Here is a 25,513-nt window from a genome sequence, read left to right on the forward strand (position 1 = left end):
GTGCCGATGAGCATCAACCGCCAGGTTCGCCTAGGCGACTTTCTTTTCACCGGAGAGTAACGAGGAATCCATGAAGGTTCTTGTAGCTGTCAAACGCGTTGTCGATTACAACGTGAAAGTTCGCGTCAAGGCGGACAATTCCGGCGTCGACCTCGCTAACGTCAAGATGTCGATGAACCCTTTCTGCGAAATCGCCGTGGAAGAAGCCGTACGCCTGAAAGAGAAAGGCGTGGCGACTGAAATCGTCGTGGTTTCCATCGGCCCTACCACTGCTCAAGAGCAGCTGCGTACCGCCCTGGCACTGGGCGCCGACCGCGCTATCCTGGTCGAGTCCGCTGAAGAGCTGACCTCCCTGGCCGTTGCCAAGCTGCTCAAAGCCGTTGTCGACAAGGAACAGCCTCAGCTGGTGATCCTCGGCAAGCAGGCGATCGACAGCGACAACAACCAGACTGGCCAGATGCTGGCTGCACTGACCGGTTATGGCCAGGGCACCTTCGCTTCCAAAGTCGAAGTCAGCGGCGACAGCGTAGCTGTAACCCGTGAAATCGACGGCGGCGCGCAGACCGTTTCCCTGAAGCTGCCGGCCATCGTCACCACCGACCTGCGTTTGAACGAGCCGCGCTACGCGTCCCTGCCAAACATCATGAAAGCCAAGAAGAAGCCGCTTGAGTCGGTTACTCCTGAAGCTTTGGGCGTTTCCACCGCCTCCACCAACAAGACCGTAAAAGTTGAAGCGCCGGCTGCTCGCAGCGCGGGCATCAAGGTCAAGTCGGTGGCTGAACTGGTCGAGAAACTGAAAAACGAAGCGAAGGTGATCTGATCATGACTATCCTCGTAATCGCCGAACACGATAACAAGGTGCTGGCCCCGGCCACCCTGAATACCGTGGCTGCCGCCGCTAAAATCGGTGGCGACATTCACGTACTGGTTGCCGGCCAGGGTGCTGGCGCCGTGGCTGAAGCCGCTGCGAAAATCGCGGGCGTGAGCAAAGTCCTGAACGCTGACAACGCCGCCTACGCGCATCAGTTGCCAGAAAACGTTGCTCCGCTGGTAGCTGAGCTGGGCGCTGGCTACAGCCACATCCTGGCTGCCGCCACCTCCAACGGCAAAAACATCCTGCCACGCGTTGCCGCGCAGCTGGACGTTGACCAGATCTCCGAGATCATCTCGGTAGAAAGCGCCGACACCTTCAAGCGCCCGATCTACGCCGGTAACGCCATCGCGACCGTACAGTCCAACGCTTCGGTCAAAGTCATCACCGTGCGTGCTACTGGTTTCGACCCGGTTGCCGCCGAAGGTGGTTCGGCTGCCGTTGAAGCCGTTGCAGCTGCGCACGACGCTGGCACTTCCAGCTTCGTTGGCGAAGAGCTGGCCAAGTCGGATCGTCCTGAGCTGACCGCTGCCAAGATCGTCGTTTCCGGCGGCCGTGGCATGCAGAACGGTGACAACTTCAAGCACCTGTACGCCCTGGCCGACAAGCTGGGCGCTGCGGTCGGTGCTTCCCGCGCGGCCGTCGACGCAGGTTTCGTACCCAACGACATGCAGGTCGGCCAGACCGGCAAAATCGTTGCGCCACAGCTGTACATCGCCGTCGGTATCTCCGGCGCGATCCAGCACTTGGCCGGTATGAAAGACTCCAAAGTGATCGTCGCGATCAACAAGGACGAAGAAGCGCCGATCTTCCAGGTGGCTGATTACGGCCTGGTGGCGGACTTGTTCGAAGCCGTCCCTGAGTTGGAGAAGCTGGTCTAATCCAGTCGCTTCACTTATAAAGAGCCCGGTCCTTGTGACCGGGCTTTTTTTTGACTTGGAGACACACGCCATGGAATTGCGCCCTTGGGCGGTACTGCTGGGCCTCACATTGCTGCCGACGCTGTCGCTGGCCGCCGGCAAATGCGATCGCCTGGTGATCACCGGCAGCCCGGACGCACCGCCGTTGCTCTGGCGCGACCCGCAAGACCCCACGCACCTGATCGGCGCCACCGCCGATGTATTGCAACAAGTGGGCAAGGACCTCGGTTTGAAAGTCGACCTGCTCTACGGTGGCAAACGCTCCCTGGCCCTGGAGGAAGTGCGCAGCGGGCGCATGGATATCCTCGCCGACGCGCCGCTGAACCTGGGTGAGCTGGAAACCCTCGACTACATCCATCCGGCGCTGGTGCAGCTCGACTACCTGGTGTGGACGCGCAAGGATTCGGCGCTGGCCTACACCACGGCTGCCGACCTGCATGGGCACAAGGGTGCCGTGTCGGAGCGTGCACGCTTGAGCGCCGCCTTTGAAACCTTCGCCGGCGAGCAACTGAGCCTGCAACGCCTGCCGTCCCTGACGCCAGCGTTCCAGAAGCTGCTGCTGGGGGAGGTGGACTACGTGCTGGCCGGGCGTTATTCCGGCATGGCCATGGCGCAGACCCTGGGCATGAGCAATGACCTGGTGGCCCGCGACGTGCCTATCGATCAGCCGGGCTTGTACCTGGCGATTTCCCATAACTCGGCCTGCAATGATCCGTGGCTGCGCGGACAGCTGGCCAAAAAGATGACAGAATTGCCCGCGTCCGGTGTGGCGCAAGCTGCGTTGCAGAGCAATCTGGAGCGCTGGAAAGCGCAATTGCAGCAACCCGTCGGCACCCCAACAAAGTAGGGATTTTCAGTGACTCTTCGACCTCTTTTCGCGGCCCTCGCCGTTGTCGCTCTGGCGGGATGTGCAGCCGATCCTGCGCCGAATGAACAAATGCGCCTCACCCAGCAAGCCTTGGAGCAAGCCAGTGCCGTGGGGGCCAACGCGGATGAATCGCCTGAATTGAAACTGGCTGAAGCCAAGTTCGCCCGGGCCAAGTCGAGCATGGCCGACCAATCCTACAAAAACGCACGTATGCGTTTCGAGCAAGCCGAACTGGATGCACGCCTGGCCGAAGCCCAAGTGCTGACCCGCAAGAGCCAGGAACAGTTGAACGTGCTCAACGCCCGCATCACCCGTCTGCGCAAGCAGTTGCAGTTGGGAGAAGCCCAATGAGCCCGATGATCCGCGGTTTGAGCTGTGCGGTACTGTTGGGCACCGCCGTGTTGGGCGGTTGCGCCACCCATCCCGACAGCGAGCAGGCCTTGCAGCAGGCAAGTAACGACTTCCAGCAAGTCAAGGAAGACGCCAACGTGCTGCGTTTTGCGCCCAAGGACGTGATCCGCGCCGGTGAATCCCTGGCGCGCGCCGATCGCTTGTCCAGCTACTGGGGCAGCGGTGCCGATGTAGTGCATTACGCCTACCTGAGCCAACGCTACAGTGCCATCGCCCGCGAACATACCGAACAGGCGCTCAACCAAGAGCGGGGTGTAAAGCTCGAACTGGAGCGCCAGCGCCTGCAATTGGCCCTGCGTGAAAACAAGCTGATCAGCGTGCAGCAGCAGGGCAAATGGCTCGAAGAACAGATCGCCAGCCTGGCTACTACCCAAACCGACCGTGGCCTGGTGATGACCCTGGGCGATGTGCTGTTCGATACCGGTGAAGCAGAGCTGAAAAACTCGGCCAACCGCACGGTGCTCAAAATCGTACAGTTCCTGCAACTCAACCCCAAGCGTGTGGTGCGCATCGAGGGGTATGCCGACAATACCGGCGGCGAGCGCGAAAACCTCAAACTGTCGCGTGACCGCGCACAGTCGGTGGCGGATGTGCTGGTTGACCTGGGCATCGACGAAAAACGCATCCAGGTCGAGGGTTATGGCGACCAGTACCCGGTGGAGGCCAATGCTTCCGAGCGGGGCAGGGCGCAGAACCGTCGAGTGGAAATTGTGTTCTCCGACGAGAAAGGCCAATTGGGCGCAGCCCGATAAAGGCTTGCATCGATTTAACTGTGGGAGGGGGCTTGCCCCCGATGGCGGAGCGTCAGTCACCGAATAGGTTGATTGAACCCTCGCTATCGGGGGCAAGCCCCCTCCCACATTTGTTGGGTGTACACCCTCACAGTTTTTGCTGTCACTACAACGCGCGCTCGACTATTGTGGCAACTGTCCCCGTACACTTCTAAACTGTGCCGGTATGTTTCACACAAAAATAAAATACCCGTGAAATCGAGTGCTGCGTCATGACCAATCTGTTGCTTTACCAACGTATCGCCCAGCAACTGGCTGAGGATATCCGGCGCGGTGTCTACCAACCGGGCGAGCGTGTGCCTTCGGTACGCAAGATGAGCTCGCAGTTGAACGTGAGCCACGCCACGGTGTTGCAGGCCTACGCCAACCTGGAAGACCAGGGGCTGATCCGGGCGCGGCCGCAGTCTGGCTATTACGTGCACCAGACACCCGCGCTCACCGCGCCAACGCCGGATATCGCCCGGGTAGAGCGCCCGGGGTTGGTCACCCGCAGCAGTATCATCCAGCAGGTGTTGGGCGAGTCGCGCCGCGAAGGCGTATTCCCGTTGGGCGCCGCTGTGCCAAGTGTGGATTACTTGCCGGTGCGCGCGTTGCACCAGCAGTTGGCCAAGGTCACGCGCTTCCAGAGCCCACGGGCCTTCAGCTACATGTTCAGCCCCGGATTCGAACCGCTGCGCCGCCAGGTGGCGATCCGCATGCGCGATGCGGGCGTGGTGGTGGACCCTTCCGAAGTGGTCATCACCCACGGTTGCGTCGATGCCTTGCAGATGTCGCTGCGCGTGCTGACGCGGCCCGGCGACCTGATCGCTGCAGAGTCACCGACCTATTACGGTTTGCTGCAATTGGCTGATCTGCTCGGCCTCAAAGTCATCGAGATCCCCAGCGACCCCTCCACCGGCATGAGCCTGGAAGCCCTGCAACTGGCGGCCAACCAGTGGTCGATCAAGGCGCTGGTACTGACCACGCGCCTGAGCAACCCCCTGGGCGGCACCATGCCCGAGGAACGACAGAAACACTTGCTGCGCTTGGCCTCGGATTTCGATATCCAGATTGTCGAGGACGATATCTATGGCGAGCTGATGTTCGAACTGGGCCGCACCAAAGCCCTGAAAGCCTACGACCGCCTTGACCGAGTGATCTACTGCTCAAGCTTTTCCAAGACGCTGTCCCCTGGAGTGCGCATCGGCTGGATGATCGCCGGCAAGTACCAGCAGGAAATCCAGCGCCTGCAGATGTTCAGCACCCACTCCGCGTGCAGCGTCACGCAGATGGGCGTCGCCGCGTACCTGGAGAATGGCGGCTACGATCGGCATTTGCGCTATATCCGCCAGGAGTACCGCAAGAACCTCAGCGCCTTTCAGCTGGCGGTGCAGCAGTATTTCCCGGAAGGCACGCAAATGACCCGCCCGACCGGCGGCTTTATTCTGTGGGTCAGTTTGCCGGGGCGGGTCAATACCCAGGAACTGCACGTGCGTGCCCTGCAACAGGGCATCAGCATTGCGCCAGGGTTGATCTTCAGTAATACCGAGCAGTTCAACCACTGCATTCGCCTCAACTGCGGCACCCCGTGGAACCGCGAGGCAGAGCGGGCGCTGATGACCCTGGGGATGCTGGCCAGCCAGTTATGCCAGGAGACGGCGGCCGGCCTCTGAGGCGCAAAAAAGGGACAACTCCGATAGCTGGCTAATCACCGCGCTTGTCATGCCGTGCACAACAAGCGAGCATATGGCCCTCTGCCGTTAACGCTGTAGGCAATATGACTCGGATTTTTCGCGCTGTTTTGGTGATTGGCCTGTTAGGCCTGTGCAACGTCGGCACAGCGCTGGCGGCGGCCCCTGTGAGCGAAACCAAGCCTGCGGCCGACGCCGAACAGAAGGCGCCCGCGAAAAAACCGGCACCCGTCAAAAAAGCGCCCGCGGTGAAGAAGCCAGCCGCCACCGCCAAAAAACGTGCGGCCAGTAAGTCAAAATCGTCCCGAGAAGTGGCACAGACCCAATTGCCGCCGGCACAGTTGGACTTGTCACTGCCGTCGGACATGGTCAGGCACTTGCAGCCTATTGGCACCATGCCCAAGCCCAAGAGCGTGCCCTTGCTGCCGCCGATGTTCGGCGAGAAGCCTACCGATAACAGTGCTTTCCAGATCAACGGCCGCCTGCTCAGCAATGAGATGAGGCTGCAATTGCGCAACGAAGAACGGCGCGATGTGGAAGGTGCAGCGCTGGATTTCGAATTCAAGCAGTAAACTTTTCCCACAAACGTGACGTGTCCCTTCGACCATCTGTCGCAGACTGGTCAGTCACTTTTGTTTTCTGCGAAAAACCCCTGTTAGACCATTTTAAAACGGCTGTTTTAGGGCGTACTCTAGCCCGGCCATCCACATTGAGTCGTCGAGGACCTGCTGGTCATGAATTGCCGTGAAGGCTGTGGCGCTTGCTGCATCGCCCCCTCCATCAGTTCGCCATTACCGGGTATGCCACAAGGCAAACCGGCGGGCGAACGCTGCCTGCACCTGTCGGTCGAACAGCTATGCCTGCTGTTCGGGCAACCGGAACGACCGGCGGTGTGCAGTGACTTCAAGGCGGACATCGAGGTGTGCGGCTCCGACCAGGCCGATGCGATCCGTTTGATCGGCTGGTGGGAGCACATGACGGCGGCTTGATGGGCTTTACTATCGGAACTTCAACAATAAGGAATACAACAATGGGTTCGCTGAAACGAATGGCTGTGTTGTGCGGTTTTACGATGTTGTTTGCTGCCACTGCCCAGGCTGAGGATTGGCAAGTCGCCAAGGACGAAGACGGTATCAAGGTGTCCCTGAGCGAAATTGCCGGCTCCAAGTACAAGGCCTATCGCGGTGTGACCATGATCAAGGCGCCTGTGGCCAAAATCGTCGCCCTGCAGGAAGACGTGGCCGGTGCCTGTGCCTGGATCCACGAGTGCAAGTCCCAGAAGCTGGTCGACAAGAAAGGCGATGAGAGCTGGACCTACACCCAATTCAAGGCCCCGTTCCCCGTAACGGACCGTGATTCCTACTTGCATATCACCACCACCAAGGCGGCCGACGGCACCCTGACCCGTAAGCTCGAAGGCGTCCCGACCTACAAGCCTGAAGAAAAAGGTTACGTACGGGTTGCCCAGGTCGATGGCTTCTGGAAACTCGTGCCAAAAGGCGAAAACCAGACCGAAGTCACTTACCAGGTGCACACCGAGCCAGGTGGCAGCGTGCCTTCGTGGTTGGCCAACAAGTTTGTGGTGGACGCGCCGTTCAACACCTTGAAAGCCTTGAAAGAACACGCTGAAAAATAAGCGCAGTTGATCCGGTGCCTCCTGACTTGAGTGGAACGTTTGGCGAACCCTCAAGGTCCAGATAGTGGTAAGCCCACACACGGGTTTTATCGAGGAGGCACCGATGCAAAAGTGGCAGATTACCTTCGTTGATGATCACGGCGTTCAGACCGTCGAGCAGTTCACCTGCGATCAGAAGCCCAGCCTCGAAGATGCGGCACACATGATTCGCAACAAACTGGTGCCCATCGCCGCTGAACTGGACCTCAATGACCTGGAGGGCCGCAAGCCCGAGCCTACGGTCAAGATCCTCAAAGACCAGAACAGTATCCAGATCCTCGACATCTCTCCCGCCGCCTGAACATTCCCTGTACACACTTAAAGCGCCTCTGGTGGAGGTGATAGCTTCGCGCTACTCTGCAAGTGAGATCAGCGAATGAATCGCTAAGGTCTGGTCTTGTCAGCTACATGCTTGTTTTCCAGCGGTGATGTTTTTGCCGTAGCCCCCACGCCAGTAAGGCGTGGGCTTCGGGAAGCACGGAAAGTCTATCCATCAATTCGAGGAGCACTTTTCATGAGCACAGCCTATCAAGAAGACATCAGCACCAACGTTCTGCGCCGCATGAAAGAGGGCGGCTTCGACTTCTCACGTTTTCACCCCATCGAGTTCTACGCCATTTTCCCGGATGAGGAACGGGCGCGCAGGGCTGCGGGTGAGTTTCGTGGGGAATCCCTGAATGCTCAGGTCAGTGCGCGCGACGATGGCGCCTGGTACTTGGAGCTGAGCAAAATCATGTCCGCCACCTACGACGGCATAGGAGACTTCGAGCAAGACTTTGAGGCGGTGGTCGAGCCGCTGGGCGGGATCATCGAGGGATGGGGCGTCAAGCAGGAGGTGCGTGGGTTACCCATGTAGCGGCAATGTATGAGCAACACAGCGTATCGGCTGACCTTTGGGTCGGCCGATTTTGTTTGTGCAGCCTCGACAATTTCACCCACGCATTCACCGCGCAAAAAAAAACCACCCAAGAGGGTGGCTTAAAGGGAAGAGCGGTTCGCTGAAGCTGTAGGACGCATCCTGTTCAGCAGATGGGGCCGATTATCCGCAGACTTGGGCGGGCAGTGAAATCAACTCTGACTATGCTGTTGATAGGCAAAGCCCGCATTACGATGAAGCGTGCTGCCATGCACCGGGCATTCTGCGCACCAGGACGGTGCGAGAGGATTCTGGTTGTAATTCAACCCACTGATTTTTAAGTGTTTATGCCGCTGGCACGGGCCTTGCGATGGTTCTTGCGCCCGGGTGACAAGGAGTTCGGCATGATCCGCACTTATTACGATGAAATGTACGATGGGGCAGGGCAGGTCCGGCCTCATTACCGCGAGTTCGCCCGTTGGTTGGCCGAAACCCCGCCTGAATTGCTGGCTCAACGCCGGCGCGAAGCTGATTTGCTGTTTCACCGCGCCGGGATCACTTTCACCCTGTACGGGGACGAGCAGGGCACCGAGCGCCTGATTCCCTTCGACACCATCCCGCGCAGCATTCCCGCCAGCGAATGGCGGATTGTCGAGCGCGGCTGTATCCAGCGCGTCAAGGCGCTGAACATGTTTCTCGCCGACCTGTATCACGAACAGCGCATCATCAAGGCCGGGATCATTCCCGCCGAACAGGTGCTGGCCAACGAGCAATACCAATTGGCGATGCAGGGCCTGGACCTGCACCGCGACCTGTATTCCCACATTTCTGGGGTCGACCTCGTACGCGATGGCGACGGCACGTACTACGTGCTGGAAGACAACCTGCGTACCCCCAGCGGCGTGAGCTACATGCTTGAAGACCGCAAGATGATGATGCGCCTGTTCCCCGAGCTGTTCGCCGCCCAACGCATCGCGCCCATCGACCACTACCCCAATCTGTTGCTGGACACCCTGAAAAGCTCCAGCCCCCTGGACAACCCCAGTGTGGTGGTATTGACCCCGGGCCGCTTCAACAGCGCGTTCTTTGAGCATGCCTTTCTTGCTCGTGAAATGGGCGTGGAACTGGTGGAAGGCGCCGACCTGTTCGTGCGCGATGACCGCGTCTTCATGCGCACCACCGATGGCCCCAAGGCCGTGGACGTGATTTACCGTCGCCTGGATGACGCCTTCCTCGATCCCTTGGCTTTCAACCCGGATTCCATGCTTGGCGTGCCCGGCCTGCTCGCGGCCTATCGCTCCGGCAATGTGGTGCTGGCCAATGCCATCGGTACCGGGGTGGCGGATGACAAGTCGGTGTACCCCTTCGTCACCGAGATGATCCGCTTTTACCTGGACGAAGAACCCATCCTGAAGAACGTTCCTACATTCCAGTGCCGCAAGCCCGACGAACTTTCCCACGTATTGGCCAACCTGCCAGACCTGGTCGTCAAGGAAACCCAGGGTTCCGGCGGCTACGGCATGCTGGTTGGCCCCGCGTCCACAGCGGCGGAAATCGAAGCCTTCCGGGCGCGTATCAAGGCCAAGCCCCACGCCTATATCGCCCAGCCAACCCTGTGTTTATCCACCTGCCCGACCTTTGTCGAAAACGGCATTGCGCCACGTCATATCGACCTGCGCCCGTTCGTGTTGTCCGGCAAGGAAACCCGTGTGGTCCCCGGTGGCCTGACCCGCGTGGCATTGCGCGAAGGCTCGCTGGTGGTCAACTCGTCCCAGGGTGGCGGCACCAAAGACACCTGGGTGGTCGAGGACTGATGCCATGTTGAGTAGAACTGCCTCGGATTTGTACTGGATGTCGCGCTACCTGGAGCGCGCGGAAAACCTCGCGCGCATGCTCGATGTCAGCTATTCGCTGTCGCTGATGCCCCAGGACGGGCGCGGTGATGGCCTGCATGAACTGGCTATGCCGCTGTTGATCACCGGCACCCTGGAGGATTACCACGAACGCCACGGCGAACTGCACGCCGAGCGCCTGTTGCACTTTTTTGCCCTAGATGCGGCCAACCCGGCCAGCATCTACAGCTGCCTCGGCGCGGCGCGGGCCAGCGCCCATGCGGTGCGTGGCCGAATTACCGCCGACATGTGGGAAAACATCAACGCGACCTGGCTGGATATTCGCGACATCGCCCAGCAGGGCCTGAGCCGCTATGGCATGAGCCGGTTCTGTGAGTGGGTCAAGGAGCGGTCCCATCTGTTCCGCGGTGCCACCTACGGCACCATCATGCGCAACGATGCCTTCCGCTTCATTCGCCTGGGCACCTTTATCGAACGTGCCGACAACACCCTGCGCCTGCTGGACGCCCGCTACGAAATGGCCGGTGACCGTGCTGAAGCAGTCACGGATGGCACGGCCCACGCCTACTATCAATGGAGCGCCTTGCTGCGTGCGTTGTCGTCGTTCGAGGCCTACACCGAGATTTATCGCGACGCCCCCGGCGCGCGGCAAGTCGCCGAGTTGTTGCTGCTGCGCGCCGATGTGCCGCGCTCACTGCGGGCCTGCAGTGAGGAGATCGACCAGATCCTCGCCAGCCTGCCAGGTATCAATGGCCGCCCGGCCCAGCGCCTGGCCGCCGAGATGGATGCGCGCCTGCGCTTTACCGCCATCGATGAAATCCTTGAGGAAGGCCTGCACGCCTGGCTGACCGACTTTATCCCCTTGGTCCGCCAGTTGGGCGACGCCATCTACAGTTCCTACCTGGAGGCGGCATGAGACTCTCCATCAGCCACGAAACCACCTACCACTACGAAGACCAAGTGCGCGCCAGCATCCAGTACCTGCGCCTCACGCCCCACGACAGCGAGCGCCAGCACGTACTGAGTTGGCAGCTTGACCTGCCGCGTCCGGTGCGCGCCCAGGTGGACCCGTTCGGCAACATCCTGCATGTGTTGACCCTGGATGAACCCCATGACGCCATTATCATCGGCGCCCGTGGCCAGGTGGACATCGACGAATTGCGCGAGGCGGAGCATGAGAGCCAATCGGCGTTCCCATTCCTGCGCTGTACCCGCCTCACCGAGCCCGATGAAGCCCTGCGCGGGTTTGCCGACCAGCATTGCCATCAGCGTCGCGACCGTACGGCGCTGATCGACCTGATGCATGCGCTCAGCCAGACGATGGTCTACACGCCTGGCGCGACCGAGGTCGACACCTGCGCCGCGCAAGCCTTCGCTGGCCGTGCAGGCGTGTGCCAGGACCATACCCATGCGTTCCTGGCCTGCGCACGCAGCCTGGGGATTCCGGCGCGGTATGTGTCGGGGTATTTGTACTCGGAGGACAGCACGCACCTGGCCAGCCACGCCTGGGCCGAAGCCTGGCTGGATGACGCCTGGTACAGCTTTGACGTGACCAACCAACTGGCCCGCCCGGAGCGGCATTTGAAGCTGGCGGTGGGGCTGGATTACCTCGACGCCTGCCCGGTACGCGGCATGCGCCGTGGCGGCGGGCATGAACAGATGCATGCCAAGGTGTTCGTGGCGCCGACGCCGGTTATTTCTGTCCAGCAGCAATAACCCAGAACACCGCAGATCAACTGTAGGCGCCGGCTTGCCGGCTCCTACAGGGGCAACGTCAAGATCAGGGTTGTTGCTTGCGCCCGGCCATATGCTTCAAATACCCCACCAATAAATCCAGCTCATTGTCGGGCAACACACTGGCGGCAAACGCCGGCATCTTCGCCTGTGGCCAATGCCGCAGGCTCTGCGGGTCACGGATATAGCGCTTGAGGAAATCACCGCCAAAATACTCGGTGGGGTTGTAGGGGATATTCAGGTCCGGCCCCACCTGCGCATCACCGGCGCCATTGAGACGATGACAGGCCAGGCAATTCTTCTGGAACAGCGCAAAGCCTTGGTTGATCGGGTCATTGGCCGCCAGTTTCGGGTCGGGCAGCAGCGCCGGAAAGCGTTCCGCGACGGTCTTCAATTGCTTGATCCCCGAAATCTGGAACGGCCACTGCTCCGGGCTGATGTGCCCGGCTTGCGGGTCGGTCCACACCAGGTAGAACGGCCCGGCACTCGGTTTGCCGTCGGCCAGCGCAGGCCATGGCTGGGCGGGATCTTCCACCGCGAGCCAGGCGCGGGCACCGCGTTTCTCCAGCAGCGGCGCAGCCGTGAGTTCGGCGGCGAATCCATCAAGGGCAACGGCTTGCAGGTGACTCTCAGGTTTCAATCCCGGTAGGAGCACCGCCAGCGGCACGGCGCGATAGGTCATGGTGCGCTTGTAGGACACGTCATCAGCGATCTGCACCGACTGCGCTTGTGGGTGCTTGAGCAAGTCGGCGGTCTGCCAAGTCTTGCGGGTGTGGTCGAGTTCGATGGTCAATTGCGCGGCCGCAGCGGGAAGCGTGATCAGCACGGCGAGGAGGGCGATGATGGGTTTCAAGACGCAGGCTCGAATCAAAGGTGTATTTAGGCTAACGATACCGGAATTCGACACGCAAAAAGGCAGCCCCTGCAGGACCGCTATGCGCAATGTCCCGGCAGGTGCTGCCAAAAGCTGCAAACCCTGTGCTGTGATGGCACGCAATGTGGGCGTGGAGGGGTCACCCCATAACCTTGGTTAAGTTGGGCAAGATCAGAATCAGTGTGGTGGCGAACAGAATGAGTCCCGCCTGACGTACTTTCGAATGTTTGAACATGGCTGACTGCCTTTTGTTGTTATTCCTGAGCGTCAAATGCGTGCCGGTTTTTATTTCAGTATGGCGAGATGACGTGTCGCTTTTCTTACAGTTGCTCCAGCAAAACCCGGCAGCAACTTCTTACTGATTGAACCTTAGAGCCCTCGTTCTTCGTGGCTTAGACCCATTTCATATCAGCTAATCAACTTTTGAGCTTAAAAAGGCATGAGGCATATCGCCATCTTGGCGCCAATGCCTTGGCTAGACAGCTAAAACGATTAATCAGGTAATTGCCGACGTTGGCTACCGTTCGTCCGAGCGAGGCGGTCAAAAGCAATGAGCGCATCCGTCATTGAAACCGTGTCAATCGGGCCTAAGGTAGAGGCACACATGCACAGCGGTTCGAGGACGTCATGACCCAAGCTTTGATCTTTGATGCGATACGCACGCCCCGTGGCAAAGGCAAGCCTGACGGCGCCTTGCACAGCGTCAAGCCGGTGAACCTGGTGGCCGGCTTGCTCACCGCCCTGGCCCGACGCAGCGACCTCGACACCCATCAGGTCGACGACATCGTGCTCGGCTGCGTGACCCCCGTGGGCGACCAAGGCGCCGACATCGCCAAGACCGCCGCGCTGGTGGCGGACTGGGACATCAGCGTCGCCGGCGTGCAGATCAACCGCTTCTGCGCCTCAGGCCTGGAAGCGGTCAACCTGGGCGCGATGAAGGTGCGCTCCGGCTTCGAAGACCTGGTGGTGGTCGGTGGCGTCGAGTCCATGTCCCGTGTGCCCATGGGCAGCGACGGCGGCGCCTGGGTGCTCGACCCCCAGACCAATATGCACAGCCATTTCACCCCCCAGGGCATTGGTGCAGACCTGATCGCTACCCTGGAAGGTTTCACCCGCGAGGACGTCGACGCCTTTGCCCTGCATTCGCAGCAAAAAGCGGCCAGGGCCCGTGCGGACGGTGCCTTCAATAAGTCGCTGATTGCGGTGCAGGACCAGAACGGCATTGTGCTGCTCGACCATGACGAATTCATTCGCGGCGACTCCACCCTCGAAGGCCTTGGCAAGCTCAAGCCCAGTTTTGAAATGATGGGGCAGATGGGCTTCGACGCCACCGCGCTACGGGTCTACAGCCATGTGGAGCGCATCCACCACGTGCATACGCCCGGCAATAGCTCCGGCATCGTCGATGGCGCTGCACTGATGTTGATGGGCTCCGAGGCCAAGGGCCGCGAGCTGGGCTTGCAGCCACGGGCGCGCATCGTCGCGACGGCGGTCACCAGTACCGACCCGACCATCATGCTCACCGGCCCCGCGCCTGCCACACGCAAGGCCCTGGCCAAGGCTGGGCTGCGTGTTGAGGACATTGACCTGTTCGAGGTCAACGAAGCGTTTGCCTCGGTAGTGCTCAAGTTCATCAAGGACATGGGCATCGACGCGGCGCGGGTCAACGTGAACGGTGGCTCCATCGCCATGGGCCACCCGCTGGGCGCCACCGGCTGCGCGATCCTTGGCACCCTGCTCGACGAGCTGGAAGTGCGCCAGCAGCGCTATGGCCTGGCCACTTTGTGTGTCGGCGGTGGCATGGGCATCGCCACCATTATCGAACGCCTCTGAGCCCAAGGAATCTGTCATGACCCAAGCCATTCGTTACGAAAAAGGCCAGGACGGCATCGTCGTGCTGACCCTCGATATGCCCGGCCAAAGCGCCAACACCATGAACAGCGTGTACCGCGAGGCCATGGCGGCCACGGTGGAGCGCCTGGAGGCGGAAAAAGATAGCCTCGCCGGGGTAGTGATTACCTCGGCCAAGAAGACATTTTTTGCCGGTGGCGATTTGAATGAACTGATCAAGGTCGACAAGGCTCACGCCAAGGAATTCTATGACAGCGTGCTGGTGTTGAAAGCACAGCTGCGGCGCCTGGAAACCCTTGGCAAACCGGTGGTGGCCGCCATCAATGGCGCGGCGCTGGGGGGCGGCTGGGAGATTTGCCTGGCGTGTCATTACCGTGTCGCGCTGGACGACAAGTCGGTGCAGCTAGGGTTGCCGGAAGTCACCCTGGGCCTGCTGCCGGGCGGCGGCGGCGTGGTGCGCATGGTGCGCATGCTGGGGCTGGAAAAGGCCCTGCCGTATTTGCTGGAAGGCAAGAAAGTGCGGCCGCAGCAGGCGCTGCAAGCTGGCCTGATCAATGCGCTGGCGGTGGACCGCGAAGCGTTGCTGGCCCAATCCCGTGCCTGGATCCTGGCCAATCCGGATGCCAGGCAGCCGTGGGACAACAAGGCCTACTCGATCCCCGGCGGTACCCCGTCGAGCCCGAAAGTCGCGCAGATGCTGGCGATTACACCGTCGATTTTGCGCAGTAAGACCCAGGGCTGTTTCCCCGCACCGGAGAAAATCCTCTGCGCTGCCGTTGAAGGCGCCCAGGTGGACTTTGACACCGCGCACCTGATCGAAACCCGCTACTTCACGGAGTTGGTAACCGGGCAAGTGGCAAAAAACATGATGGGCACCTTCTGGTTCCAGCTCAACGAGATCAACGCCGGCAGTTCACGGCCGCAAGGGTATGCACCCTACGTCACGCGCAAAGTCGGTGTGCTGGGCGCTGGAATGATGGGGGCGGGGATCGCCTATGTCAGTGCCAGCGCAGGCATCGAGGTGGTGCTCAAGGACATCAACCTGGCAGCCGCCGAGAAGGGCAAGGCGCATTCGGCGGCGCTGCTGGACAAGAAGGTCAGCCGTGGGCAATTGACCGCCGAACAGCGGGAAGCCACCTTGGCGCGTATCCATCCTACGGCCGCCGATGCCGACCTGGCGGGCTGTGATTTGATCATCGAAGCGGTGTTCGAAGACCGCGACCTCAAGGCCAAGGTGTCTGCTGCGGCGCAAAGCGTGGTCGGCGCCGAGGCCGTAATCGCCTCCAACACCTCCACCTTGCCCATCAGCGGCCTGGCCACGGCGGTGCCGGATCAAAGCAAGTTCATTGGCCTGCACTTCTTCAGCCCGGTGGACAAGATGCCCCTGGTGGAAATCATCAAGGGCGCGCGCACCAGCGACGAAACCCTGGCGCGAGGTTTCGACTTCGTCCTGCAAATCAAGAAAACCCCGATCGTGGTCAATGACAGTCGTGGGTTCTTCACCTCAAGGGTGTTTGGCACTTTCACCAACGAAGGAATTGCCATGTTGGGCGAAGGCGTGGCGGCGCCGATGATCGAGACCGAAGCGCGCAAGGCCGGTATGCCGGTGGGGCCGTTGGCGGTGTCGGATGAAGTTTCCCTCAGCCTGATGAGCCATATAAGGCAGCAGACGGCCAAGGATCTGCAGGCCGAAGGCAAGGCCGTGCCGACACACCCGGCAACGGCGGTGATCGATCTGTTGGTCAACGAATACAAACGCGTGGGCAAGGCGGCGGGGGGCGGTTTTTATGAATATCCCAACGGTGGACAGAAATACCTTTGGCCAGAGCTGAAAAGCCGCTTTGAACGGCCCGACCAACGCATCTCGCCACAGGATGTGCGCGACCGCTTGCTGTTTATCCAGGCCATCGAGACCGTACGCTGTGTGGAGGAGGGGGTGTTGATGTCCACGGCGGACGCCAACGTGGGCTCGATCTTTGGCATTGGTTTCGCGGCCTGGAGCGGCGGTGCGTTGCAGTTCATCAACCAGTACGGTTTGAACGACTTCATCGCCCGCGCTCGTTACCTGGCCGAGCAATATGGCGAACGTTTCACGCCGCCGGCATTGTTGCTGGAGAAAGCAGCGCAAGGTGACGTGTTCCGGTGAAGCAGGAGGGGCTTGCCTTGAAGGGGTATTTCAAGGCAGGCTCTGGGGTGTGCATTATTCCCATCACCGTGTCAGGTATTTTTTATGTCGCTACGCGTCTGTATCCTGGAAACCGATATCCTGCGTCCAGGCTTGATCGATCAATACCAAGGCTACGGGCAGATGTTCAAGCGCCTGTTTTCCAAGCAACCGATTCCCGCCGAGTTTGTTGTCTATAACGTGGTGAACGGTGAATACCCGTCCGACGACGAAGTGTTCGACGCTTACTTGGTGACCGGCAGCAAGGCCGACTCCTTCGGCACCGACCCATGGATCCAGACGCTCAAGACGTACCTGCTCGAACGTTACGAGCGCGGCGACAAGCTGCTCGGCATTTGCTTCGGCCACCAGTTGCTGGCACTGCTACTGGGTGGCAAGACCGAACGCGCCGGCCAGGGCTGGGGCATGGGCATTCACGACTACAAGCTCGATGCCAAGGCGCCGTGGATGAGCCCGGAAGTGGAAGAGCTGACGCTGTTGATCAGCCACCAGGACCAGGTGACCACGTTGCCGGAGAACGCCACAGTGATTGCATCCAGCGCGTTCTGCCCGTTTGCGGCGTACCACATCGGCGACCAGGTGCTGTGCTTCCAGGGCCACCCGGAATTTATCCACGACTATTCCCGCGAGTTGCTTGAGATCCTTCAGACAACCTTGGGCGAAAAGGTCTACACCAACGGCGTCGCCAGCCTGGAGCGTGACCACCACGGTGCAACCGTGGCGGAATGGATGATGCGTTTTGTGGCGCACAAGCCCGAGGCCCGGGTTTAAAGCCAACCCGAACGCTTGAAGCTCGCCCACAAACCCGTGCAGCCTGCCGCAATAAACCCGAGCACCGCAAAATAGCCGTAGTGCCATTGCAGCTCGGGCATGTTCTGGAAGTTCATCCCGTAGATCCCCGCCACCGCGGTGGGGAAGGCGAGTATCGCTGCCCACGCGGCGAACTTGCGCTGCACCACGCTCTGGCGCGAAGCCTCCAGTAACACACCGATCTCGATGGTCTGGCTGGCGATATCGCGCAGGGTAGTGAGGTCTTCCATCTGGCGCGTCACGTGAATCTGCACGTCGCGGAAATACGGGCGCATGTTCTTGTCGATAAACGGAAAGCTGAGCTTCTGCAACTCCTGGCTGATCTCCACCATTGGCGCCACGTAGCGCTTGAGCCGCAGCACGTCGCGGCGCAGGCCGTGGATCTTCTGGATATCACGCTCGCTCAACGAACTGCACAGCACATTGCGCTCCAGCTCATCGATCTCGGCATGGATCGCTTCGCTCACCGGCTGGTAGTTCTCGGTGACGAAATCCAGCAGCGCATAAAGTACGAAATCTTCCCCATGCTCCAGCAATAGCGGCCGCGCCTCACAGCGCTGGCGCACAAAGCCGTAGGACGCCGAGTGGCCGTTGCGTGCGGTGATGATGTAGCCGTTGCCGGCAAAGATATGGGTTTCGATGAACTCCAGCTTGCCGTTCTCGCGCACCGGTGAGTAGGTAACGATAAACAGCGCATCGCCGAAGGTTTCCAGTTTGGGGCGGCTGTGTTTTTCAAGGGCGTCTTCAATGGCCAATTCATGCAGGTTGAACTGGCGTTGCAGGTTGGCCAGCTCCTGGGCATCGGGTTCTTCCAGGCCGATCCACACAAAGTGGTCGGGTTTGGCGGCCCAGGCCGCGCCTTCATCAAGGGTGATATCAGTGACTTTCTTACCGGCGCTGTAGACGGCGGCCGCAACAACTCTACCCATGGTGCTGATCGCTTCTTATTGGGAGGACAGATGTTGGGCAGCTTAGCCTGAATGGCGTTCCGTCGTAGCGGCAAGCTTTTTTGTGCTGAGCGAGCTTGCTCGCGCCGGGGTGCGAAGCGCCCCCAGAATGTTCAGACAGCTCGCAACTTGCGGTCCATCTGCGCGATGCATTCATCCATCTGCACATGACACGCCTGCATCAACGCCGGGATGTCATCCGAAGTTAGGCCAGTCGTAGGAATCGGCGGCAACGACCGTATGAGCACATCCCCACTGTTCCAGCGATTGAGCTGCATGTGTGTCACGTAGTTACTGACACACACCTGCACAATCGGCACACCGGCCGCAATCGCCATATGGAACGCGCCTTTCTTGAACGGCAGCAACCCTTTACCCAGGTTGCGCGTGCCCTCCGGGAACACCCAGATCGACGTGTCCTCATGCTGCAACGTGCGGGTGGTGGTGAGCATCGCGCGGCGTGCCTTGTGCGCATTGCCCCGGTCGATCAGCACATTGCCCGCCAGCCAGAACAACTGGCCGAACAGCGGCACCCATTTCAGGCTTTTCTTGGCGATGCACACAGTGCGATGCGGCACCACGTTACCGAACACAAACAGGTCATAGTTGGACTGGTGGTTGGCAATGATCACGCAAGTGCCGGGTTTGTGGCGCAGCGAGTCCACATCGGCTTTTACGTTCAGCCGCAGGATCCACATGGCCGGCAACGCGTAGAGGCGTGCGCACAGACGGCTGTTGTCCGGATTGAACGGCCGGCACAGACCGACCAGCACGCCCAGTACACCGGCGAGCATAAAGTGCAGGCCCATCAACAACATACGTAACAGAAAAAGCATCGACACGGCCCATCGGGAAAAAAGGTGGCGCAGTGTACGGTTGTGCACTGTATTCGGCAATTACCCCGGTACAGCTCGGAGATAGGCGATGTTTAAGAGCATGTTTCAACATCTACCGACATGGGCACGCTAGAGCGGCTGTAGAAGAATCAGAATTCTTTGTAAGAAAAAGCCCGACTCAAGGTCGGGCTCTGGCGTATCAGGTGTAGGGCTTAGCTCAGGATATGCCCTTGGTCTTGGATGATGGCGTCGTCCAAGGCTTCCAGCAGCGCCTTACGCACCTTCAATTTAGTGTGCTTGTGAGCGTTCATATTGAGCTTCTTCAACTGACGCGCCGCTTCCAGCGCTGCGGCGTGCAACTCTTCCGGTGCCACCACCTTGTCGAGGAAACCGGCTTGCAACGCGCCCTGTGGGTCGAACATCTCGGCATTGATCACCGAGCGATGGAACGCCGACTTGCGCAGACGATCCCGCGCCAACTCGATACCGGCGTGGTGCATGGTCATGCCAATCGCCACCTCGTTCAGGCCAATGCTGAACGGACCTACCACGCCAATCCGGTAATCCGCCGACAACAGCAGGAACGCGCCCTTGGCCACCGCATGCCCAGGGCACGCCACAATCACCGGGAACGGGTGCGACAACAGACGACGCGCCAACGTCGAGCCGGACGTCACCAGGCCGATCGCCTCTTTAGGACCGGCGGTCATCACCTTCAAATCATAACCACCCGACAGAATCCCCGGCGTACCGGTGATCACCACCACCGCCCGGTCCTTCTCCGCCTGGTCCAGCGCTTCATTAAACGCACTGACCACCGCCGGAGAAATGGCATTGACCTTGCCGTTGCTCAAGGTCAGGGTCGCGATACCGTCTTCGAGGTGGTAGGCAATCAACTCACTCATGACGCGGTTCCTTGTAGGACTTGTTATAGAAGTATGCAGCAGACGTTACCCACCACGCCCGCCCCGGTAAAGCGCTGTGACTGACTGGCCAGTCAGGGTTTTCCCCTGCACCGGGCGTGGGAATGCCAGACGCAGGGCGCAATCACCGTCCCAGACGCACACCGCCGATGCCTGAGAATGGCACAATCACCACCCCTTGCCGGGCGTTGAACGGCATAACGGGCTAACCGCATGAATATTCTGAAAAAAACCTTTGCCATCAGAAAGGCTTTCGACTACATTAGCGCGCCTCGACAGACTGAACTGGTTTGACGAGATACGGTGAAGTGTCCGAGTGGCTTAAGGAGCACGCCTGGAAAGTGTGTATACAAGAAATTGTATCGAGAGTTCGAATCTCTCCTTCACCGCCACATTCTGAAAACGCAAACCCCTGATTTTCCTAGAGAAAGTCGGGGGTTTGTGTTTTTTTGCGTCCAAAAAATAGGCCCATGGGACCAATATGGGACTGGCGCGTCATTCTGGTGCGTAAAGATGCCCCTGTGATTGCTCGTGTGGGAAGGCCCGCCGTCGAGGTTTGACCGAAGTGTGGTTAGCTTCGACCATTTGCAGCCGCTCCCCGATTCCTAGAAGATCGCTATATTCAAGTCAAAGAAAGAGCACTTTAATGAAACCGCTAATTGAATACTGTCAAGGGGCTGTTAAAGCGTTAAATGCTCAATACGAAATGACCAGGGTGCTGGGACATTCTGTCACTGCAGGATCGGCTCGAGAGCGACTCATTCAAGATTTTCTTGTGGCGCATCTTCCAGAAATGACCAGCGTTGTGAGCGGAGTGATTATCGACTCGAATGGTCGACGCTCCAAACAGCAAGACATCGTATTGATGTTGAAGTCCATGCCTCGACTTCCGTTCGCTAGCGGCCACGACTTGATTTTCCAAGAGGGAACTGTAGCAACCTTCGAAATAAAAACGGAAATAACACCATCTGTTCTCGAGGCTGTAGCTCTCAATATTGAGAGCGTGAAAACGCTCATGCCTACTACGCTAGAGGGTGTTCAGCTTGGCGACTTAGATTGGCCGCACGCTAGAATTTTAAGCGTTGTTGTCACGTACGGAGGCTCAGCATTGGAAAGCATCGAGCACAAACTTACAGAACTTCCAGAGGCATGCCAGCCAGATGTGTACTTAGATCTCACGAAAGGAATTTTTATTAAAAATGAAGGAATATTATTTAGCAAGGAAGGCAACAGTTCATACCTTCGGTTCGATGATGCCGCCATTGGCCTCGCGCGTCTGCTTGCGCTGTTGTCAAAGGTGACTGGTCGCTTAGTGATGCGCGGTGTTAAGTGGGATGCGTATATCTCCTGACTGATGCTTGCGAACTGTGCTGGAGTTTACACCTCCCACCTGTAGATGCGGTCGCGAGTCATTTTTGGTCTATTTCCCATTTGACGGTACGTGGAACGCTGATTGCGAATAACGTCGCTTATGTTCAATGGCCCCCACATCTGTGCCAGGTGTGGGGGCCTTTTCACGTGCCCTCGGAAACCAGCACCCCTTGGATTGGTATACCGAACCAAGGGAAACTGGCAGCTATAGTCCTAAAGCGGCATGCAATATCTTCTAGGGCTGCGATACATCCATTCGCCGCTCTATGACATCCAGCAAGTCACACCCATCCCGCAACGGGATAGAGCACAGTAAGGCAAAGTCGCTGAGTACCACCGCATCGCTGCTTATCTCACTACGCAGCGCGAGGTTCTCAAGCACCTGCGTCACAGCACGAAGTCGATAGTTCGCGGCGTCGAGGAGGATTTCAAGCGGGACGGTTGTGTCGACGAAAAGGGCAGGCGTGGTGCTGTCGTTGCTGGTGAGGGCCATGTATGGGTTCATGCGTTAAGTCCGTTCACTTAGGGGGGGGAGCCACGCATTTGTCGCCAAACAAAAGGTGGCAGCTGTACGCAGGTTGGCGAACCGGGACAAGAACGGACTAAGACCGGCAGACCCGAAGGTCTCCCACGCACAGCTACCATGGAGCAGCTTATTGCGTGCAGGGGCATCCCGCAAATCCGCCGGGAGGCTTCTGCCATCTTGTAGTCGAGTCGCCAAACCCGGTCGCCATGTGAGCGACCGCTGGACTATAGGCGGGTCGAATTTGAAGTGGGAGAGTGGCGCTTCTGAATAGGCCGTAGGAAACGGCCCAAATCAATTAGCAGGCCCACATCCTCAAGGCGCCTCTTCCGTATTCAACAAGGGCCCCACCGACCCAAACGGATAACTTCCCATCCCAATACGCAACGGTGCTATCGGGCTCGCCGCTGCACCCATCAGCAGTACATTGTCGATAACAATGGTTTCCCCTGGCGTGCGGTTATCGGCTGCGACGATAAGGTAGTAAGTCCCGCTGCTTTTCACCGTGCCCTTCAAGACTTGGCTGATAACCCCCACGATGCCCGTCGCCTTGCCAAAGCCTTCAGCCTGCACATTGCCTTGGGCGTCCATCAAGATCAAATAAGGGTTCAGGGCGTATTTGCTGAACCCCAGGCACGAGTTGACGCACCAAGAGTTGACGTCGATATGGAAGGGTTTGTCCTTTATCAAGGCGACGCTGAACAACCGGTAGTTCGACGGTACCTCGTTGATTAGGATGCGCGGTTCCGCGGCAGTGATTTTCCACTGGGGCGGCCGCCATCCCGGGTCGATCGGCATGGGCACCGCCTGCGTATTGTGCATGGCCTCGGAGGGAGTTAGTGCTAACGGCGTGGTGCTATTTTTGACGTGTTCTTCAAACAGTATTTTCGGGTTGCTTGAACAGGCGGTGATCAATAAACAGCCCAGCGCTAAAAACAGAATCCGCATCAGTACTTCCCTGTAGTCGACTTTTCCGAGGTGGCAAGACTACCACCCCGCGCTTCCGGCCTGTGCGTACACCCAAGCCGTCAACCCCGAAGCCACGGTTTCTTCGGGTTATGCGGACACCGGTTTTCCCTCGGCTTGAAGTGAGTTGTTCGCCATTCCTTTTACTCTGCAGCGCTGTAATGGCAAAGGGCTTACATCAACGCTGGAGAAGATTTCCAAGCTTTGTTAAGGTCGCCGCCTTTCCAATAAAGCCATTCAGAGGGATCTAAATGCACCCGGTACTTCGCAAGACATTTGGCGGGCTTTCTGCTCAGTACTACATCCGCAACTTCCTGTTCGGGCTGATTTTTCCCGTGCTGATCTATACCGCGCTGACCCATTCGAAAACCGGTGTGTTCACACTGGGCGCGCTGTTCTATTGCGTGGTCAACAGCCTGCTTTATCCCTACGCGCGTTTCGTTTACGAAAGCATCATGGATTACATTTTTGGCAACAACGTGTTCTTTGTGAATGCCATTCTGATGCTGACCGTCAAGGTGTTCACCATGGCGATCTGCTGGACCATGGCGATTTTCATTGCGCCTATCGGGCTGGCGTATCTGTACTTCCACCATAGCCGTGCGGCGAACCGAGCCTGATTCGATGCTGCGTAGTGCATAGGCTGTGGCGCTGGAGCTTGTCGAACCGTCGCAGCGTCCCGTTGGGCCGCGAAGCGGCCATGAAGATGGGACTGCTGCGAAGTCCAGCGGGAGCAAGCTCCCTCGCCACAGGTACTGTGTGTTTGGAAGTGGTCAGATATGCAGCCAGGCGAGGCTCCCTAGTATCACTGCTGCGCCGCCTGCGGTGTACGACATCCGCTTCAACCACTCCCGCCGCGTCAGCAAGGTAATCGCCGCCAACGAAATCGCGATCTGAATCGCGGTCATTGCCTGGGCCCAGCGATGATGCTGGTGCAGCGCCTGTTCCGATTTTTCATCCCATTCCTTCGACGTGGCTTCAAGCTTCTCGGCCTGTTTGCGCACGTCTTCCTTCTGGTTCTTGTAGCGCTCGATTTCTTCCTTGTAATGCACCGCGTCCACACCCGGAATGTGAGTGGCCAGTTCCGCGAGGTTTTGCCGGCTGGATTTAGCCTGGTAGTAGTTCCACTGGTTGGCCGCTTCGGTCTTGAAGATGGCGGCGTTGTTCTTGTCCATCGCCGCTTCGCTTTCGGTCGAGCCGGCCTGGTAGCTGAGCATCGCGCCGAGGGTGGCCATGAGGGCGGTCATCACGGCGATACGGCTGGCGAAATTATCGCCGCGGCCGTGGGCATGCTCGGTGGTGTGTTCGATGTGTTTTTCGTGAGGGCTGGGGACTTCGAAGGCTTCGGACATGGGGGCGTCTGTGAAGGGAATGAGGGAGTTTGATTCTTTACCAGTGAAGCTGTCTCAAACCTGTACATAACGCCGGATCAACCATCCGTATACGGCGATGTTGATCACCAGCACCAACGCGCCCAGGCCCAACTGGATCTGCGGAGTCAGACCGGCGGGGTAGATCAGCGTGAGAATGTAATGCTCGATAAATCCACCGCCATAGCCGTCCTGCCCGGCGAGGTGACGAAACAGGTTCTCCCAGCGGGTCAGTGGGCAGGGCAGGTGGAACACTTCGACCGCCACGCCCCATGCCGCGGCGGGCAGGTGCAGCCAGATCGCCGGGCGCCATTTCAGCGCAAGCAACCCGCCGAACAGGACAAAGAGGATGAAGCTCAAGTGAAATAGCACGAGGCTGTCGGCAGCTAGGCGGTAAAGCATTGCGGGTACTTTGAAAGGTGAGGTTCACAGTCTAAAGGGTTGCTTGCTGACAAGTGTGACCGTTATTGTGCTGAATCCTTTTAGTCCTTCCCCCCAAGGATCTGTTTTGATGAACGCACCGCGTAGAGTCGGCCCAATCAAGGCTGTGATATTCGATATGGACGGGCTGTTGCTGGACACTGAAGGCATCTACACCGAAGTCACACAGATCATCGCCGAACGCTACGGCCGCACCTACGATTGGAGCATCAAGCAGCACATCATCGGGCGCGGCGCCCAGGATTTGGCTGACTACGTGGTGAGGGCGCTGGATCTTCCAATCACGCCCGCCGAATTCCTGACGATCCGTGAACCGCTGATGAGCGAGCGCTTCCCAAAAGCCTTGGGCATGCCCGGCGCCGAAGCCTTGGTGCGGCACTTGAAGGCACATCACATCCCGATTGCCGTGGGCACCAGTTCGTCGCGCAATTCGTTTGGCCACAAGACCACCTTGCACCGCGAATGGTTTGGCCTGTTCGACACCATCGTCACCGCTGACGACCCGGAAGTCGGCGCCGCCAAGCCCGCGCCGGACATCTTCCTCACCGCCGCCCGCCGCCTGGGTGTTGCACCGGAGGATTGCCTGGTATTCGAAGACTCACCCTTCGGCGTCACTGCTGCCAAAGCTGCCCATATGACTGCCATCGCCGTACCGGATGAAGCCATGGCCGACAGCAAATACCACCATGCCGACCAGATCATCCGCAAGCTCGCGGACTTTGACCTGGCGGCCTACGGCCTGCCACCTCGACCTTGACTGATCGCGG

General features: G+C 59.1%; 28 protein-coding genes and 1 tRNA gene. 21 read left to right on the forward strand and 8 right to left on the reverse strand.

Features of this window, described 5'->3' with window-relative positions; translation table 11 throughout:
• Positions 1–70: 70 nt before the first annotated feature.
• From CWC48_RS18045 to CWC48_RS18110, 14 genes are all read left to right on the forward strand, one after another.
• On the forward strand, positions 71–820 hold the full coding sequence (locus CWC48_RS18045) for an electron transfer flavoprotein subunit beta/FixA family protein (RefSeq protein ID WP_028617555.1): 750 nt from the start codon (positions 71–73) through the stop codon (positions 818–820).
• A 2-nt stretch (positions 821–822) separates the two neighbouring features.
• Complete coding sequence (locus CWC48_RS18050; RefSeq protein WP_028617554.1) at positions 823–1,752, forward strand: electron transfer flavoprotein subunit alpha/FixB family protein; 930 nt, start codon at positions 823–825, stop codon at positions 1,750–1,752.
• A gap of 70 nt (positions 1,753–1,822) precedes the next feature.
• Complete coding sequence (locus tag CWC48_RS18055; RefSeq protein WP_100492312.1) at positions 1,823–2,638, forward strand: ABC transporter substrate-binding protein; 816 nt, start codon at positions 1,823–1,825, stop codon at positions 2,636–2,638.
• Between the two features lie 9 nt (positions 2,639–2,647).
• Entirely contained in the window at positions 2,648–3,010 is a 363-nt protein-coding gene (locus tag CWC48_RS18060; RefSeq protein WP_016980006.1) for a DUF4398 domain-containing protein, read from the forward strand.
• Positions 3,007–3,822 (forward strand): OmpA family protein, encoded by an 816-nt coding sequence (locus CWC48_RS18065; protein ID WP_028617552.1) that lies wholly within the window; start codon positions 3,007–3,009, stop codon positions 3,820–3,822. The genes CWC48_RS18060 and CWC48_RS18065 overlap by 4 nt, the downstream gene beginning before the upstream one ends.
• A 251-nt stretch (positions 3,823–4,073) precedes the next feature.
• Positions 4,074–5,513 carry a PLP-dependent aminotransferase family protein gene (locus CWC48_RS18070; protein ID WP_078049829.1) on the forward strand — a complete coding sequence of 480 codons (1,440 nt, stop codon included), beginning with the start codon at positions 4,074–4,076 and terminating at the stop codon, positions 5,511–5,513.
• A gap of 104 nt (positions 5,514–5,617) precedes the next feature.
• The gene (locus tag CWC48_RS18075) at positions 5,618–6,103 is read left to right on the forward strand and encodes a translation initiation factor 2 (protein ID WP_078049828.1); all 486 of its coding nucleotides are present in this window, start codon (positions 5,618–5,620) and stop codon (positions 6,101–6,103) included.
• Positions 6,104–6,265: 162 nt separating this feature from the next.
• Positions 6,266–6,520, forward strand: coding sequence for a YkgJ family cysteine cluster protein (locus tag CWC48_RS18080; protein WP_100492313.1), 255 nt, complete (start codon positions 6,266–6,268; stop codon positions 6,518–6,520).
• A 41-nt stretch (positions 6,521–6,561) separates the two neighbouring features.
• Entirely contained in the window at positions 6,562–7,167 is a 606-nt protein-coding gene (locus CWC48_RS18085; RefSeq protein ID WP_100492314.1) for an START domain-containing protein, read from the forward strand.
• 103 nt (positions 7,168–7,270) lie between these two features.
• Positions 7,271–7,507, forward strand: a complete 237-nt coding sequence (locus CWC48_RS18090; RefSeq protein WP_100492315.1) for a hypothetical protein — start codon at positions 7,271–7,273, stop codon at positions 7,505–7,507.
• A gap of 213 nt (positions 7,508–7,720) precedes the next feature.
• Entirely contained in the window at positions 7,721–8,062 is a 342-nt protein-coding gene (locus CWC48_RS18095) for a ribonuclease E inhibitor RraB (RefSeq protein WP_065873940.1), read from the forward strand.
• A gap of 404 nt (positions 8,063–8,466) precedes the next feature.
• Positions 8,467–9,876: a circularly permuted type 2 ATP-grasp protein gene (locus tag CWC48_RS18100; protein ID WP_078049825.1), complete on the forward strand. Its 1,410-nt coding sequence runs from the start codon at positions 8,467–8,469 to the stop codon at positions 9,874–9,876.
• A 4-nt stretch (positions 9,877–9,880) separates the two neighbouring features.
• On the forward strand, positions 9,881–10,831 hold the full coding sequence (locus CWC48_RS18105) for an alpha-E domain-containing protein (RefSeq protein WP_071493927.1): 951 nt from the start codon (positions 9,881–9,883) through the stop codon (positions 10,829–10,831).
• Positions 10,828–11,631, forward strand: coding sequence for a transglutaminase family protein (locus CWC48_RS18110; protein WP_099493634.1), 804 nt, complete (start codon positions 10,828–10,830; stop codon positions 11,629–11,631). Before CWC48_RS18105 ends, CWC48_RS18110 begins: the two co-directional genes overlap by 4 nt.
• A 64-nt stretch (positions 11,632–11,695) precedes the next feature.
• Here the strand turns inward: CWC48_RS18110 and CWC48_RS18115 are convergent, their stop codons facing one another.
• Positions 11,696–12,502, reverse strand: a complete 807-nt coding sequence (locus CWC48_RS18115) for a cytochrome c (RefSeq protein WP_078049823.1) — start codon at positions 12,500–12,502, stop codon at positions 11,696–11,698.
• 648 nt (positions 12,503–13,150) lie between these two features.
• On the opposite strand from CWC48_RS18115, the gene CWC48_RS18120 reads away from it, so the two are divergent.
• The 3 genes from CWC48_RS18120 (at position 13,151) to CWC48_RS18130 (ending at position 17,330) form a co-directional block, all read left to right on the forward strand.
• Positions 13,151–14,356 (forward strand): acetyl-CoA C-acetyltransferase, encoded by a 1,206-nt coding sequence (locus CWC48_RS18120; protein WP_078049822.1) that lies wholly within the window; start codon positions 13,151–13,153, stop codon positions 14,354–14,356.
• A gap of 16 nt (positions 14,357–14,372) precedes the next feature.
• Positions 14,373–16,520, forward strand: coding sequence for a 3-hydroxyacyl-CoA dehydrogenase NAD-binding domain-containing protein (locus CWC48_RS18125; RefSeq protein WP_100492316.1), 2,148 nt, complete (start codon positions 14,373–14,375; stop codon positions 16,518–16,520).
• A gap of 84 nt (positions 16,521–16,604) precedes the next feature.
• Positions 16,605–17,330, forward strand: a complete 726-nt coding sequence (locus tag CWC48_RS18130) for an amidotransferase (RefSeq protein WP_078049820.1) — start codon at positions 16,605–16,607, stop codon at positions 17,328–17,330.
• Here CWC48_RS18130 and CWC48_RS18135 read toward each other — a convergent pair.
• From CWC48_RS18135 to CWC48_RS18145, 3 genes are all read right to left on the reverse strand, one after another.
• Positions 17,327–18,298 (reverse strand): magnesium and cobalt transport protein CorA, encoded by a 972-nt coding sequence (locus CWC48_RS18135; protein WP_028617543.1) that lies wholly within the window; start codon positions 18,296–18,298, stop codon positions 17,327–17,329. The genes CWC48_RS18130 and CWC48_RS18135 overlap by 4 nt on opposite strands.
• A gap of 131 nt (positions 18,299–18,429) precedes the next feature.
• The gene (locus CWC48_RS18140; protein WP_100492317.1) at positions 18,430–19,152 is read right to left on the reverse strand and encodes a 1-acylglycerol-3-phosphate O-acyltransferase; all 723 of its coding nucleotides are present in this window, start codon (positions 19,150–19,152) and stop codon (positions 18,430–18,432) included.
• A gap of 212 nt (positions 19,153–19,364) precedes the next feature.
• A complete protein-coding gene (locus tag CWC48_RS18145; RefSeq protein WP_100492318.1) occupies positions 19,365–20,057 on the reverse strand; it encodes a crotonase/enoyl-CoA hydratase family protein in 693 nt (230 codons plus the stop codon).
• Between the two features lie 320 nt (positions 20,058–20,377).
• Here CWC48_RS18145 and CWC48_RS18150 point away from each other — a divergent pair.
• Together CWC48_RS18150 and CWC48_RS18155 are read left to right on the forward strand one after the other, a co-directional pair.
• A tRNA-Ser gene (locus CWC48_RS18150) sits at positions 20,378–20,467 on the forward strand.
• Positions 20,468–20,721: 254 nt separating this feature from the next.
• The gene (locus tag CWC48_RS18155; protein ID WP_100492319.1) at positions 20,722–21,426 is read left to right on the forward strand and encodes a DUF6602 domain-containing protein; all 705 of its coding nucleotides are present in this window, start codon (positions 20,722–20,724) and stop codon (positions 21,424–21,426) included.
• Between the two features lie 255 nt (positions 21,427–21,681).
• Here the strand turns inward: CWC48_RS18155 and CWC48_RS18160 are convergent, their stop codons facing one another.
• Complete coding sequence (locus CWC48_RS18160; protein WP_099493628.1) at positions 21,682–21,951, reverse strand: short-chain dehydrogenase; 270 nt, start codon at positions 21,949–21,951, stop codon at positions 21,682–21,684.
• A 333-nt stretch (positions 21,952–22,284) separates the two neighbouring features.
• Positions 22,285–22,917 (reverse strand): hypothetical protein, encoded by a 633-nt coding sequence (locus CWC48_RS18170; RefSeq protein ID WP_100492321.1) that lies wholly within the window; start codon positions 22,915–22,917, stop codon positions 22,285–22,287.
• A 269-nt stretch (positions 22,918–23,186) separates the two neighbouring features.
• Here CWC48_RS18170 and CWC48_RS18175 point away from each other — a divergent pair, with 269 nt between their 5' ends.
• Positions 23,187–23,555: a hypothetical protein gene (locus CWC48_RS18175; RefSeq protein ID WP_028617538.1), complete on the forward strand. Its 369-nt coding sequence runs from the start codon at positions 23,187–23,189 to the stop codon at positions 23,553–23,555.
• Between the two features lie 153 nt (positions 23,556–23,708).
• On the opposite strand, the gene CWC48_RS18180 is transcribed toward CWC48_RS18175, so the two are convergent.
• Positions 23,709–24,287 (reverse strand): DUF4337 domain-containing protein, encoded by a 579-nt coding sequence (locus CWC48_RS18180; RefSeq protein ID WP_028617537.1) that lies wholly within the window; start codon positions 24,285–24,287, stop codon positions 23,709–23,711.
• 54 nt (positions 24,288–24,341) lie between these two features.
• Positions 24,342–24,707, reverse strand: a complete 366-nt coding sequence (locus tag CWC48_RS18185; RefSeq protein ID WP_078049772.1) for a DUF2784 domain-containing protein — start codon at positions 24,705–24,707, stop codon at positions 24,342–24,344.
• Between the two features lie 109 nt (positions 24,708–24,816).
• On the opposite strand from CWC48_RS18185, the gene CWC48_RS18190 reads away from it, so the two are divergent.
• Positions 24,817–25,503 (forward strand): HAD-IA family hydrolase, encoded by a 687-nt coding sequence (locus tag CWC48_RS18190; RefSeq protein ID WP_100492322.1) that lies wholly within the window; start codon positions 24,817–24,819, stop codon positions 25,501–25,503.
• Positions 25,504–25,513 lie beyond the last annotated feature (10 nt).

It is taken from the genome of Pseudomonas sp. S10E 269, assembly GCF_002798465.1.
Lineage (GTDB): Bacteria > Pseudomonadota > Gammaproteobacteria > Pseudomonadales > Pseudomonadaceae > Aquipseudomonas > Aquipseudomonas pergaminensis.

Excerpts from the sequence above, each read along its gene's own strand:
- CWC48_RS18045 (WP_028617555.1), top strand. The coding sequence starts at position 71 with ATGAAGGTTCTTGTAGCTGTCAAACGCGTTGTCGATTACAACGTGAAA.
- CWC48_RS18075 (WP_078049828.1), top strand. The coding sequence starts at position 5,618 with ATGACTCGGATTTTTCGCGCTGTTTTGGTGATTGGCCTGTTAGGCCTG.
- CWC48_RS18180 (WP_028617537.1), bottom strand. The coding sequence starts at position 24,287 with ATGTCCGAAGCCTTCGAAGTCCCCAGCCCTCACGAAAAACACATCGAA.
- CWC48_RS18120 (WP_078049822.1), top strand. The coding sequence starts at position 13,151 with ATGACCCAAGCTTTGATCTTTGATGCGATACGCACGCCCCGTGGCAAA.
- CWC48_RS18095 (WP_065873940.1), top strand. The coding sequence starts at position 7,721 with ATGAGCACAGCCTATCAAGAAGACATCAGCACCAACGTTCTGCGCCGC.
- CWC48_RS18065 (WP_028617552.1), top strand. The coding sequence starts at position 3,007 with ATGAGCCCGATGATCCGCGGTTTGAGCTGTGCGGTACTGTTGGGCACC.
- CWC48_RS18170 (WP_100492321.1), bottom strand. The coding sequence starts at position 22,917 with ATGCGGATTCTGTTTTTAGCGCTGGGCTGTTTATTGATCACCGCCTGT.
- CWC48_RS18175 (WP_028617538.1), top strand. The coding sequence starts at position 23,187 with ATGCACCCGGTACTTCGCAAGACATTTGGCGGGCTTTCTGCTCAGTAC.
- CWC48_RS18110 (WP_099493634.1), top strand. The coding sequence starts at position 10,828 with ATGAGACTCTCCATCAGCCACGAAACCACCTACCACTACGAAGACCAA.
- CWC48_RS18105 (WP_071493927.1), top strand. The coding sequence starts at position 9,881 with ATGTTGAGTAGAACTGCCTCGGATTTGTACTGGATGTCGCGCTACCTG.
- CWC48_RS18185 (WP_078049772.1), bottom strand. The coding sequence starts at position 24,707 with ATGCTTTACCGCCTAGCTGCCGACAGCCTCGTGCTATTTCACTTGAGC.
- CWC48_RS18140 (WP_100492317.1), bottom strand. The coding sequence starts at position 19,152 with ATGCTTTTTCTGTTACGTATGTTGTTGATGGGCCTGCACTTTATGCTC.
- CWC48_RS18155 (WP_100492319.1), top strand. The coding sequence starts at position 20,722 with ATGAAACCGCTAATTGAATACTGTCAAGGGGCTGTTAAAGCGTTAAAT.
- CWC48_RS18130 (WP_078049820.1), top strand. The coding sequence starts at position 16,605 with ATGTCGCTACGCGTCTGTATCCTGGAAACCGATATCCTGCGTCCAGGC.
- CWC48_RS18085 (WP_100492314.1), top strand. The coding sequence starts at position 6,562 with ATGGGTTCGCTGAAACGAATGGCTGTGTTGTGCGGTTTTACGATGTTG.
- CWC48_RS18050 (WP_028617554.1), top strand. The coding sequence starts at position 823 with ATGACTATCCTCGTAATCGCCGAACACGATAACAAGGTGCTGGCCCCG.
- CWC48_RS18100 (WP_078049825.1), top strand. The coding sequence starts at position 8,467 with ATGATCCGCACTTATTACGATGAAATGTACGATGGGGCAGGGCAGGTC.
- CWC48_RS18135 (WP_028617543.1), bottom strand. The coding sequence starts at position 18,298 with ATGGGTAGAGTTGTTGCGGCCGCCGTCTACAGCGCCGGTAAGAAAGTC.
- CWC48_RS18055 (WP_100492312.1), top strand. The coding sequence starts at position 1,823 with ATGGAATTGCGCCCTTGGGCGGTACTGCTGGGCCTCACATTGCTGCCG.
- CWC48_RS18090 (WP_100492315.1), top strand. The coding sequence starts at position 7,271 with ATGCAAAAGTGGCAGATTACCTTCGTTGATGATCACGGCGTTCAGACC.
- CWC48_RS18080 (WP_100492313.1), top strand. The coding sequence starts at position 6,266 with ATGAATTGCCGTGAAGGCTGTGGCGCTTGCTGCATCGCCCCCTCCATC.
- CWC48_RS18125 (WP_100492316.1), top strand. The coding sequence starts at position 14,373 with ATGACCCAAGCCATTCGTTACGAAAAAGGCCAGGACGGCATCGTCGTG.
- CWC48_RS18145 (WP_100492318.1), bottom strand. The coding sequence starts at position 20,057 with ATGAGTGAGTTGATTGCCTACCACCTCGAAGACGGTATCGCGACCCTG.
- CWC48_RS18070 (WP_078049829.1), top strand. The coding sequence starts at position 4,074 with ATGACCAATCTGTTGCTTTACCAACGTATCGCCCAGCAACTGGCTGAG.
- CWC48_RS18190 (WP_100492322.1), top strand. The coding sequence starts at position 24,817 with ATGAACGCACCGCGTAGAGTCGGCCCAATCAAGGCTGTGATATTCGAT.
- CWC48_RS18160 (WP_099493628.1), bottom strand. The coding sequence starts at position 21,951 with ATGAACCCATACATGGCCCTCACCAGCAACGACAGCACCACGCCTGCC.